Raw genomic sequence first — 12,615 nt, 5'->3', positions numbered from 1 at the left:
AGGAAAGTTATTTTTACCAAAATAGATTTTGAGATTACTTTACACCATATTTGTCTTCTTTTTCTGTACAGTAAATGCACAGAAACCCCTTCCTCTGGATACATTGAAACTGAAGGAGGCCAAAGATATGCTGGCGGACGATTATGGCAATCTCTATATCTATAAAAACAAAGATTTCAGTTTTACCAAATATGATTCTTTAGGAAAACAGCTTGGCAAAATGATGCTTACGGTGCCATATAAAGTACAGTCTGTGCAAAACCCGCTGAGCCTGGCATTATTCTCAGAAAATGCCCAGGAAATGAAATTTGTGGATCAGAATATGAATGAAATCCAGAAAATAGATTTCAGACAGAAATTCGGGTTTATCAAAATGGCCTATGCCGAAGATCTTCAGCAGCTGTGGCTTCTGGATGACAGTACAAAACGACTGATCCAGTATAATTTCAGAAACGATACAACAATTAATTCTTTTCCTTTTGATGTCAGTTTTGATGAGCTGATGGATCTGCTGGTGTTTGAAAATAAAGTTTATATTTTAACCCGGAAACATATCAGGATATACTCACTTAAATTTAACAAACTTTTTGAAGCTCCGCTTGAAAACGGGAAAAGATTCAGAAGAGAGAATGATGTTATTTTGGTGGTCGCAGACAATTCGATCCTTAAGTATGATCCGGAAAAAGGAATGATTAAAATTTTTGAAGATAAAGACGCACAAATTGTGGATAAAAACATCCTTTCTTATTTTGAAATCAAAGCGAACAAACTCTATCTTTACAACCTTGAAAAAATAAAAGAAACTAAACTGCAGACAGACCCCGAAACCAAGCAGGTTACTCCGCCAGCCCCAGAACCACCATCTGAACAGCCAGTTGGAACAGAAGTGGAAAAAACTGATGTAGAAAAGAAGGAATCTGATGAAAAGGCTCCGGATAATACTCTACAAAAGCTGTTGGAAGAAACATTAGAGGTTCAGGCTGTAGGTGTTTAGTCAGGATTAAATAAAAAATACTAAGGAGAATGCATATTGCAGTTACAGGAAATATTGGTGCCGGTAAAACAACTTTGACCACGATGCTTGCCAAGCATTACGGATGGGATGCACAGTTTGAAGATGTAGACCATAACCCTTACCTCGAAGATTTTTATGCGGATATGAGCAAGTGGAGTTTTGCACTTCAGATCTACTTTTTGGGAAGCAGATTCCGTCAGGTAAAGGAGATCAGAGAAAGCGGTAAGAATATTATCCAGGACCGTACCATATATGAAGATGCCCATATTTTTGCTGAAAACCTGAATGATATGAAACTTCTTTCAGACAGAGATTTTAATAATTATGTGTCTGTTTTTGGGCTGATGAAGTCTTTCGTCTCTGCTCCGGACCTGTTAATTTATCTTAAATCCGACGTTCCGAATCTTGTAAAAAAGATTTATAAAAGAGGAAGGGAATACGAAGCATCAATCAGTATTGAATACCTATCAAAGCTTAATCAGAAATACGAAAAATGGATCTCCGGTTATACCGAAGGAAAACTTCTGGTAATCGAAGTGGATGATCTGGATTTTGTAGAAAAGCCCGAAGATTTTGGATTTATTCTTGAAAAAATTGAAGCAGAGCTGAACGGCTTGTTTTAACAAATTTTTATCAGAATTTAAGACACTTTCAATTCATTTATTCCTAAATTTGAAGGAATGAGTCTAGTTTTAAAGATTACATTATGATGGTTAAGGTTTTACATAACGGAAGCTGCTCCAAATCAAATGCTGTACTCGAGTATCTTGATGAAAACGGTGTGCCTTTTGAGATCATCAACATCATGGAAGATCCGTTGAGCGTCTTGGAAATCAAAACAGTGCTGAAAAAGCTCAATCAGAGCGTATTTCATATGATCCGTAAAACAGATAAGCTGTATATGGAAAATTATGCCGACAAAAATTATTCTGAAGAAGAATGGATCAAGATCCTGTCTGAGAATCCTTCCCTGATACAGAGGCCTATCCTGATCAAAGGATCTGTTGCCATGTTGGGGAGACCTATTGAGAATGTAAAATTCTTTATTGAAAAATAATAATAAGAAAAGTCAGCTTTAGCTGACTTTTCTTTTCTCTTACAATAAAATGACGCCTTCTATTTTAGCGACATCTTTATAAATATTCACCACCTGATCTGCATCCAGAACGAATGCATTGATATTACATGCGGTGTATTTTCCGTTTTTACTTTCGCGGTTTCCCAATGTAAACTTGATTCCGTCAAAAACTTTATAAATTTCAGTAAGTTTTGCCTGATCTGTGGGAATGATAAATTTGAATAAATAATCTTCAGGAAAGTCATGGTGACCTTCCAGTTTTTCCTTCAGAGAATTATAAAAATCCTCAGGGTTAGCGTGTTGGTTTCCTTGTAATATGTCCATCTGCAATTGTTAAGTTATATATAAATATAGCGAAAATTTTTCTATTTTCCAAGAGGTCCAAGCAGTGCTTTAGAGTTCTGATGCTCGTAATCTTCGATGATATTGAACAGTCCGTTCACCAGCTGTTCAGAGGCAAGTCTGCTCAGGCCACCGGTATTTACGTTATTGCTGCTTCCACCCAGAAGGCTTCCCAAGAGATTATTTCCTGAAAGAGCGGCATTGATTGTTTTTGCAATTCCATATTCATTCAGTTTTTCATCCACTTTGGGGGCGATGGCAGCCACCAGCTGCTGAGAAGTCTTCTCCTTTAAGATCTGTGTTGCCGTTGTACCTTGAATAATTCTTGTGACATCCTGTGCATTTAAGCTGTTGACAGCACCCTGTAGAATAGGCTTTGATGTGTTAACAGTATATGCTGCTGCCTGCGCAATAAAATCTCTTTCCTTAGCTACCAGAGAAGGAGCAATTTTTTCAAGAGTAGAGTTGATGTCTCTAAGCTCCTGTGGAAGGGCCTTATCTACCATGTTATTCTGAAGGAAAGCTTCCTTGTTGCTGTAAATCCCAATTCCTTTATCTATACCGTTCAGTAAAACTCTTTTAATGATGGACAGGCCTATGTCAGAAGTAGCTACTGTCGTGCAGGATTGAACACCGGTGAAAATTAATGTACCGGTTCCAATTAATAACGCTGCTGCTATAATATATTTTTTCATTGATCTTTTATCTTATTTTTCAAATATTGCGCCAAAGGTAAACACTATAACCGTATTAACAAAATATTAAATTCTTATTACCTATTTGGGGGAATTTCTTGTTAAAAGTAAATGGTTTTCAATTAGGTATTTTGTTGTAAATTGATATTTATAATGTAATTTAGTTATCTTAATATGAATTATTTAGCTTTCTGTATAAGATTTATCGGAGTTTTTTAAATTTTCACAATATGTTAACATTGTTCGATTTTTTTTCTATTTTTGAGTAATGTCTTTTTTTGAGAATTTAAATAACTCCACTAAGAAGGACATGTTTTTAAAATTAGATTGTACGAATAAAATTGAACTATATGAAACAACGTGATTTAAAGTATTCATGCCTCATTGCGGTTTTGTACTTCGGTATGAACGTCAATGCGCAGACTACACCGAAAGACACTACTGTGAAAGAGCAGAAGATCGATGAGGTAGTCTTGATAGGATATGGGTCTCAGAAAAAAGAGAATGTGACCGGAAGTATTGCTACAATTAGTGCTAAGGACATTTCAGACAGACCTAACTCAAACCCCATTAGTTCTATTCAGGGTAAAGTATCTGGTGTTCAGATTCTTAACTCCGGTGCGCCTGGGGCATCACCAAGAATAGATATTCGAGGTATTGGATCCATAACCGGGAAAACGGTATTTATTGTAGATGGAATGATTACGGATGATATTTCATTCCTGAATCCACAGGATATAGAATCAATGAGCATCCTGAAAGATCCATCCAGTTTAGCTATCTTCGGGGCTAAGGCATCTAATGGAGCAGTCATTATTAAAACAAAAACGGGTAAGGGTAAAAAGCCAACCTTTAATTTCAACTCATATCTTGGAGTTAAAAAGGTAACCAACGTTCCGAAAATGGTTAATGGTGACCAGTACGTTGAGTTATATAATGAAAAGTATATGAATGATATACGTGTAGGTGGACAGGCATTCGATCCTACAAAAATTATATCAAGATCTCAATTTCCGGCAGATACAAACTGGTTTGATGAAGTGCTATCACAAGGAATTATCAGCTCATCTGATATTTCTGCTTCAGGTAATCTAGGCAAATTGAATTATTTCTTAAGTTTAGGCTATTTAAAAGATGAGGGAACTTTAGAAGCAGGACGTGGTATAAACTCAGGAAATGATTTTGGAAGATTAAATACAAGAATTAACCTAACTTATAAGATTAATGATAATTTAACTATCGGAGATAACTTTACCTGGGCTGACATTCATAATAATAATGCAAACAATCCTTTGCTGACAGCGTACAATGCTCCACCAGTTTTCTATCCGATTGATCCTACTACCAATAATTATGATTATATTACTTTGGTAAGTGTAACGAACCCAAGAGCCATGCTCGATTTATTTCGTTCAAAAACTAAACAGCAGCGTATGCTGAATAATATTTGGGCTGAATATAAATTTCTTCAAGATTTTACATTAAGAGTAAGTTATACTTCTGATAATACGAATACCAGTAAGTATGAGTTTACTCCTACTGCGACTTATATTCCTTTACCAAACAGGTCTCTTTTAGTAACAAGAGATTCTAGAAATAGGGATTATGTGTGGGATAATACATTGTCTTGGAAGAAAAAGCTAGGACAGCATAATATTGAATTGTTGGCAGGTTTTTCACGTACCCAAAATTATTATCGTGAAAATTATCTGGAAGCCAGGGATATTGTATTTGATGGTAACGATAGTAGTCTTGATATTTCCTCAGGAAATGAAATTGTTGGAATGACCATAAGTGCACCAGACGATCCTCGTGCTGTTACTCCTTATAAAAAAAGAATTGAATCGACATTTGGAAGACTTAACTATGATTACGCCGGTAAATATCTTTTAAATGCTTCAGTTCGTAGAGATGGGGCAACAGGGTTCTCTTCTGATGACAGGTATAAAGTATTTCCAGCAGTAAGTATAGGCTGGGTGATCTCGAAAGAAGGATTTATGAGTAATCAGAATGTATTTAATTTATTGAAGTTAAGAGCAAGCTGGGGTAAACTTGGTAATCCGGAAGTTTCGAGAGATTATGATAATCTTACTAGTATTCTTACAGGCGGAGCTTATTTTGGTGGTGTTGGTAATCCTGCACAAACAGTTACTAAAATTGTAGACCCAACTATTACATGGGAAACTACTACCGGTCGGGACTTAGGGCTTGAAATGGCTTTACTTAATAACAAATTAAAAATTGAGGCCACTTATTTTGATAAAGATTCTAAAGATGTAGTGTATGGTATTAACCAACCAGCGACATCTGGGGCTAGTAATGCTAATAATTTTGTAACAAATGCCTATTCTTTTAATAATAGAGGGTTTGAAGGATCTGTAAGTTATGATGCCAGAGTAAATGACCATATTAAATTCAGTGTTTTTGGTAACATCACTACTCTGGATAATAAAATTACAAGTGTGTATGCAGATTCATACAATCAGCCTGGAGTAAGCTTATTTGGAAATCCTATCATAAGACTTGAAAAAGGGCAGGCTGTAGGCTCATACTATGGATATAATGTAATCGGAGTATTCCAAAACGATGCGCAGGTAGCCGCAGCTCCTACTTATTCGTCTGTGAAAAAAACTGTGGGAGGTTTTATGTTTGAAGACAGAGATGGAAACGGTGTGATAGATGCCAATGATAAAACTTTCTTAGGAAGCCCGATTCCAAAATTTACATATGGATTTGGATTTAACGTCAATATCTATGATTTTGATGTAGCAATGGATTTCCAGGGAGTATCCGGTAATAAAATTTACAACTACAACAGAGAACAGAGATTTGGAAATGAGAGTTGGGACTTAGATTTCTACAATAACAGATGGCATGGAGAAGGCACTTCAAATACATATGCTATGACCACCAATGACCAGGGAGTTATTGTTCCAAGTAGTTTTTATGTAGAAAATGGAAGTTTTTTCAGAATCAGAAATATTCAGATAGGATATAACCTTCCAAAAGATGTTTTAGGGACTGCAATTCAGAAGTTACGTTTTTATGCAAGTGCGCAAAACCCATGGACAAGCTTCAAGTATAATGGTTTCTCACCGGAAATTTTAAATACAGATAGAGTACAGATGGGTATAGACAATAATATTTATCCAATATCCGCAATATATACAGTTGGAGTAAATGTAACTTTTTAATTTAATTTTATCATGAAAAAAATAATATTTTCCATATTCATGCTTTCTGCGGCTTTAAGCTGTAAGAGTGATTATTTAGATATACCTGTTGAAGGAAGAACTGATGCTTCAGAATTCTTTAAAACAGAAAGTGATGCTATTCAGGCTACCAATGCAATTTATAATTTTTTAAGAAGCTGGGATAATTCAGCGTTTCCATATCAATATCTTTTTGGAGTGCCGGCTGATGATGTATTAAAAGGCTCAAACCCTGGCGATGCTTCTTTCATTAATGCATATGACCAGTTTACTTTTACTTCCAGTGATGATGGTGTTAAAGGATACTGGGGTGGGCAGTGGCAGGCAATAGCCCGTTGTAATCAGGTACTTTCAAAAGTTCCGGCAATTGAAATGAATACTGCTTTAAAAGAGAGACTTTTAGCTGAAGCTAAATTTTTACGTGCTTATTTTTATTTTAACTTAGTAAGAATATACGGAGGTGTTCCAATTTTTGATGGTCTTCAGGAGAACTATAATATTCCTAGAAATACATCAGATGAAGTTTATAATTTTATAATTTCTGATTTAACGGCGGCTTCGCAGGTTTTACCCCAGTCATATGGTGCTTCAGATCTAGGTAGAGCAACTAAGGGTGCTGCATTAGGTATGTTGTCAAAAGTATTTTTATATAAAAAAGACTGGCAGAAAGCTTATGATGCTTCTAATCAAGTGATTGCAATGGGGTATTCATTAGACCCTGATTTCAACCATTTATTTAGAGTGGCAGGAGAGTTTGGTACTGAATCAGTTTTCGAAATTGACTGTGCTTGTACAGGGCAGTACAAAGGAAGCCAGTATTCACAGGTACAGGGGGCAAAAGATCAGTTTGGCTGGGGCTTTTTTACCCCTTCCCAAGCACTTGAGAATGCTTTTGAGCCTGGTGATATTCGTAAAGAATTAACAATTTTGAGAAACGGAGAAATTACACCGGAAGGTGACCTTATTAATGCCAATCCAACCTCTGTTAATACATATAATCAAAAAGCATATGTTCCTAAAAGTCAGCAAAATACAGCTTGTGACGATGGGTCAGTTCAAAATATCAGAGTTTTGCGCTTTGCAGAAATTTTATTAATCAATGCGGAAGCCGCAAATGAATTGGGAAATACTGCAACAGCAATTACAAACCTTAATAAAGTAAGAACAAGAGCCCAGTTGCCAAATACCACAGCATCTTCTCAATCTGCTTTAAGAACTGCTATCTGGCATGAAAGAAGAGTTGAACTTGCTATGGAAGGCGACCGTTTTGTAGATCTAGTAAGAACAGGACAGGCTGCTACAGTGCTGGCTCCTTATGGATTCAAAGCCGGAAAGAATGAACTTTTCCCAATTCCTTTTATAGAAATAGGTCAGAGTAATGGGGTCTTAACTCAAAACCCTGGTTATTAAAATAAATAATAAAACTTTAGAGGAGAATGAAAGTTCTCCTCTTCTTTTAGTAAAACCAGTTAAAAAAGATTTCATGAAAAGGACCGTATTATCAATTGCCGTAACCTCTTTATTCTTCGCATACTCTTGCAAAAACTCCAAATCTCCGAAACAGGAAATTACTCAAAATGAAGTTGTAAAAAGTGACATCACAGACGAACAGCTCATGGACAGAGTTCAGAAAGATGCCCTGAAATATTTTTGGGATTACGCTGAACCAAAATCCATGCTGGGAAGAGAACGCTATCATGAAGACAATATCTATCCGGATAATGATAAGCATGTGGTAACAACTGGTGGTTCAGGATTTGGGTTGGCAACTCTTCTGGTAGGAGTGGAAAGAGGATTTATTCCAAGGCAGGAAGCTGTTAAAAGACTTACCCATATGATGGATTTTCTGGCGAAAGCAGACCGTCATAAAGGTGCATGGCCCCACTGGATCAATGGAGAAACAGGAAAAACTGTTCCTTTTGGAAAGAAAGATAATGGTGGAGACCTTGTTGAAACCGCATTTCTTACCTCAGGAATTTTAATGGTACGTGAATACTTTAAAAACGGAAATGCAGAAGAAAAAGCCCTTGCCTCAAAATGTGATGAGCTTTGGAAAGGAATACAATGGAACTGGTATACAAAAGGAGGTGAAAAAGTCCTTTACTGGCACTGGTCACCGGAATACCAATGGGAAATGAATTTTCCGCTGGAAGGGTATAATGAATGCTTGATTACGTACATTTTAGCTGCTTCATCACCGACACATCCTATCGATGCCGAAACGTATTACAAAGGCTGGACGAGAAACGGGAGCTACCTTACAGATAAAACAAAATACGGACTTCCTCTGTATGTAAAACACAATTATGCCGAAGAATACGGCGGGCCGCTTTTCTGGTCACAATATTCCTATATCGGTCTGGATCCTACCGGACTTTCTGATAAACTGGTAAAAAATTATTTCGACTTAAACAAAAATCAAGTTCTTATCGACTATAAATACTGCGTTGAAAACCCGAAGCAGTGGAAAGGCTATGGGCCAAACTACTGGGGACTGACAGCCGGATACACAAGAAATAAAGACGGAAGTACAGGATACACAGCTCATATGCCTACCAATGACAATGGCGTGATAACACCTACCGCAGCATTGAGCAGCTTTCCCTACACTCCAAAAGAATCTATGGATTTCCTTAGATTCCTTTACACAGAAAAGCCTGAATTTATTGGATCAGCAGGACCTTATGATGCAACTTCAGTGAATTATAACAACTGGTTTACACCAAGATATTTAGCAATAGATCAGGGAACAATAGCGCCTATGATTGAAAACTACAGAACCGGATTCCTCTGGAAATTATTTATGAATGCCCCTGAGATTCAGCAGGGCCTTAAAAAATTAAGTTTCCAGTCTGAGAAATACGGAATCAAATAATCTGATTTTTAAATGCTATTTTTATTCAATAGAAATGAGATATAACCCATATAAATAAAAAGTGTCATAACAAAAGGCTTAAGTCAAAATCGAATAACAATATGAAATTAAAACTAAAACATCTGCCCTTTTTACTCCTTCCATTTTCATTACAGGTGAACGCCCAGGAAATAAAAGCAGAATTAAATAAAGAAATTAAGAGAACAGAGAAAATATCCTACATTCTTGATTATCCTCAAAAAGTAAAAGAAAACGTTCCGCTGATCGTATTCCTTCACGGTTCAGGAGAAAGAGGGAATAATCTTGAAGCGGTTAAGGTCCACAGTCCGTTCACATATAAAAACCTGATCAAAGAACCGGTAGCTATTTTAGCACCACAATGTCCTGCAGATTCATGGTGGGATACCATAACGGTTTATAACCTGATCAAAGAAATTCAGAAAAAATATAAAATTGATGCCTCAAGAATTTACCTTACAGGACTTTCGATGGGAGGCTGGGGAACTTGGAAATTAGCTATGGAACATCCGGAAATGTTTGCAGCGGTAGTTCCTGTATGTGCTCCGGCAGACAGAGTAATGGGAGCCAATATTGATCGGTTTAAACAGTTGCCTGTAAAAATTTTTCACGGGGGGAATGATGATGTCGTTTCTCCAATGAATTCGATAGAAATGTATCAGGCTTTAAAAAAAGTAAACCCAACGGCTACATTAACTATTTTTCCCGATGATAACCATAATTCCTGGGATTCCACCTATTCAGACCCGAAACTATATGAATGGATGCTTTCTAAGAAAAAAGGAGAATAAATTTTTTGGTGAATAGTGCAGAACCAAAAATCGAGAATGTTTAAAGAAGGCGGAAAATGATAACATGATCAATTCTATCGCAGATAAAATTTTTCCGTCTTAAAAACATACAGCTTAAAAAACAGCACCTTCGTTATCCAAAAAAAAACCACGGTTAAACAATAAAATAAAATTAGAACTATAATTTAAGAAGATAGATTTATGAAAAAGTTAATTGTACTCGCAGCTTTAGCCCTTTCACCTGTATTTTCCGCACAGGAAATGGTAACCAGGCCGGTGCAGTCTTACCAGACAGCCCAGTATCAGGCGAAAAGAAAAGCTTTCGTAGACAATCTTTTATCTAAAATGACTTTAGATGAAAAGATTGGCCAGCTCAACCTGCCGACGTCCGGAGATTTTACCACAGGACAGGCCCAAAGTTCAGATATCGGAAAAAAAGTAGAGCAGGGACTGGTAGGAGGATTGTTCAATATAAAAGGAGCAGATAAAATCAAAGCAGTTCAGAAAGTCGCCATAGAAAAAAGCCGTCTGAAAATTCCTTTGATCTTCGGAATGGATGTCATCCATGGTTACGAAACCACTTTTCCAATTCCATTGGGCCTCGCTGCTTCCTGGGATATGAATCTGGTACAGCAGTCTGCAAGAATTGCTGCGAAAGAAGCATCTTCAGACGGTATCAACTGGACCTTCTCGCCGATGGTGGATATTTCCCGTGAACCAAGATGGGGAAGAGTTTCCGAAGGTTCCGGAGAAGATCCTTATTTAGGAAGCGAAGTTTCTAAAAATATGGTCTATGGCTATCAGGGTAAAGATCTTTCCGTTGATAATACTATTTTAGCCTGTGTAAAGCACTTCGCATTATACGGAGCAGGAGAAGCCGGCCGTGATTATAATACGGTAGATATGAGCCATGTGAGAATGTTTAACGAATATTTCCCTCCATATAAGGCCGCTGTAGATGCAGGAGTAGCTTCTGTAATGGCCTCTTTTAATGAAGTGGACGGAGTTCCGGCAACCGGAAATAGATGGCTGCAAACCGATGTGCTCAGAAAAATGTGGAACTTCAAAGGCTTCGTAGTGACCGATTATACCGGGATCAATGAAATGACGGAACACGGAATGGGAGACCTTCAGCAGGTATCAGCTTTAGCTCTGAAAGCCGGAGTAGATATGGATATGGTAGGAGAAGGATTTTTAACAACTCTTAAAAAATCTCTGGACGAAGGGAAAGTTACACAGGCCGAGATTGACATGGCAGCAAGACGAATTCTTGAAGCAAAATACGATCTTGGATTATTCGATAATCCTTACCGTTACGGTGATGCAAAACTGGCTTCAAAAGAGGTTTATAATATGGAGAACCGCAATGTGGCAAGAAGTGCAGCAGCCCAGTCCATGGTTTTATTAAAAAATGAGAATAATGTATTGCCACTAAAAAAATCCGGTACAGTAGCCGTAATCGGTCCGTTGGTAAATAACTCTCTGAATATGGCCGGAACATGGAGTGTTGCTACAAAACACGCGGCTTCAGTTTCATTAATGCAGGGTCTTCAGGCTAATTACGGGAAAGAGGTGAAATTCCTTTCCGCAAAAGGCGCCAACATTGATTATGATGCTAAATTAGAAGATATTTATGCAGCTCACGGTAAAAAAACAGACCGAGACAGTCGTTCCAAAGAACAATTATTAAAAGAAGCTGTTGATGTAGCCAACAAAGCAGACGTTATCGTTCTGGCAATTGGAGAATCTGCGGAAATGAGTGGTGAGTCTTCATCAAGAACAGAAATTACCATTCCTCAGTCGCAGGTTGATTTATTAAATGAACTGAAAAAAACCGGAAAGCCGATCGCGATGGTACTTTATACAGGACGTCCTTTAGCTTTAACCAATGTAAAAGATACACCTGATGCTATCCTGAACGCTTGGTTTGCCGGCTCAGAAGCAGGAAATGCTATTTCAGATGTTTTATTCGGAAAAGTAAATCCTTCAGGAAAACTCCCGATGACCTTCCCAAGAAGCTTAGGACAGGTTCCGATTTATTATAATGCAAAAAATACTGGACGTCCTTTAAGTCAGGATAAAGTTGATAAATGTGTATACGAAAGGTTCCGTTCCAACTATATGGACGAATGTAATACACCACTATATCCGTTCGGTTATGGTCTGAGTTATTCTCAATTCAGCTATTCTGATATGTCAGTTTCAAACCCTAACCCAAAAGGAAATCAGTCAATTCAGGCTTCTGTAACGGTTACCAATTCAGGAAACTATGACGGAGCTGAAGTGGTGCAGCTGTATATCAGAGATAGGGTAGGAAGCATTACCAGACCGGTAAAAGAACTAAAAGGATTCCAGAAAATTTTCCTGAAAAAAGGAGAATCTAAAAAAGTAACTTTTGATATTACACCGGAAAGCTTAAAATTCTACAATGGTGAATTGAAATTTGACTGGGAACCGGGAGAATTTGATATCATGATCGGAACCAATTCTGATGACGTTAAACATTCAAGAATCAACTGGACGAAATAATAACAGCTAAAGCCATTCTTTGAGTGGCTTTTCCTTTTTTGGCATGATTTTTAATAGCAC

10 protein-coding genes are annotated in these 12,615 nt (G+C 37.3%); 8 read left to right on the top strand and 2 right to left on the bottom strand.

Translation table 11 applies throughout. The features are described from left to right. The first annotated feature begins 28 nt into the window (after positions 1–28). The 3 genes from DRF60_RS03295 to DRF60_RS03285 all read left to right on the top strand — a co-directional run bounded on the left by DRF60_RS03295 (position 29) and on the right by DRF60_RS03285 (position 2,072). A complete protein-coding gene (locus DRF60_RS03295) occupies positions 29–994 on the top strand; it encodes a hypothetical protein (RefSeq protein ID WP_167443697.1) in 966 nt (321 codons plus the stop codon). Between the two features lie 29 nt (positions 995–1,023). Then, positions 1,024–1,638 carry a deoxynucleoside kinase gene (locus tag DRF60_RS03290; RefSeq protein ID WP_116010698.1) on the top strand — a complete coding sequence of 205 codons (615 nt, stop codon included), beginning with the start codon at positions 1,024–1,026 and terminating at the stop codon, positions 1,636–1,638. Between the two features lie 83 nt (positions 1,639–1,721). Then, positions 1,722–2,072 carry an ArsC/Spx/MgsR family protein gene (locus DRF60_RS03285; RefSeq protein ID WP_116010697.1) on the top strand — a complete coding sequence of 117 codons (351 nt, stop codon included), beginning with the start codon at positions 1,722–1,724 and terminating at the stop codon, positions 2,070–2,072. Between the two features lie 39 nt (positions 2,073–2,111). Here DRF60_RS03285 and DRF60_RS03280 read toward each other — a convergent pair whose 3' ends face one another. Together DRF60_RS03280 and DRF60_RS03275 are read right to left on the bottom strand one after the other, a co-directional pair. Then, entirely contained in the window at positions 2,112–2,417 is a 306-nt protein-coding gene (locus tag DRF60_RS03280; RefSeq protein WP_111954775.1) for a DUF493 family protein, read from the bottom strand. A 41-nt stretch (positions 2,418–2,458) separates the two neighbouring features. After that, the gene (locus DRF60_RS03275) at positions 2,459–3,130 is read right to left on the bottom strand and encodes a DUF4197 family protein (protein WP_116010696.1); all 672 of its coding nucleotides are present in this window, start codon (positions 3,128–3,130) and stop codon (positions 2,459–2,461) included. A 350-nt stretch (positions 3,131–3,480) separates the two neighbouring features. Between DRF60_RS03275 and DRF60_RS03270 the strand changes: the two genes are divergently transcribed. The 5 genes from DRF60_RS03270 to bglX all read left to right on the top strand — a co-directional run bounded on the left by DRF60_RS03270 (position 3,481) and on the right by bglX (position 12,555). After that, positions 3,481–6,324: a SusC/RagA family TonB-linked outer membrane protein gene (locus DRF60_RS03270; RefSeq protein ID WP_116010695.1), complete on the top strand. Its 2,844-nt coding sequence runs from the start codon at positions 3,481–3,483 to the stop codon at positions 6,322–6,324. 12 nt (positions 6,325–6,336) lie between these two features. Continuing rightward, positions 6,337–7,752, top strand: a complete 1,416-nt coding sequence (locus DRF60_RS03265; RefSeq protein ID WP_202974444.1) for a RagB/SusD family nutrient uptake outer membrane protein — start codon at positions 6,337–6,339, stop codon at positions 7,750–7,752. 73 nt (positions 7,753–7,825) lie between these two features. After that, the gene (locus tag DRF60_RS03260; RefSeq protein ID WP_116010694.1) at positions 7,826–9,217 is read left to right on the top strand and encodes a glucoamylase family protein; all 1,392 of its coding nucleotides are present in this window, start codon (positions 7,826–7,828) and stop codon (positions 9,215–9,217) included. A 101-nt stretch (positions 9,218–9,318) separates the two neighbouring features. Continuing rightward, entirely contained in the window at positions 9,319–10,026 is a 708-nt protein-coding gene (locus DRF60_RS03255; protein ID WP_116010693.1) for a carboxylesterase family protein, read from the top strand. Positions 10,027–10,227: 201 nt separating this feature from the next. After that, positions 10,228–12,555 carry a beta-glucosidase BglX gene (gene bglX, locus DRF60_RS03250; protein WP_116010692.1) on the top strand — a complete coding sequence of 776 codons (2,328 nt, stop codon included), beginning with the start codon at positions 10,228–10,230 and terminating at the stop codon, positions 12,553–12,555. Positions 12,556–12,615: the final 60 nt, after the last annotated feature.

Origin of the sequence: Chryseobacterium elymi, assembly GCF_003385495.1 — a bacterium.
GTDB classification, from domain to species: domain Bacteria; phylum Bacteroidota; class Bacteroidia; order Flavobacteriales; family Weeksellaceae; genus Chryseobacterium; species Chryseobacterium elymi.
The sequence above is the reverse complement of the archived record's forward strand: the minus strand, read 5'-3'. Positions and strand labels throughout refer to the sequence as shown.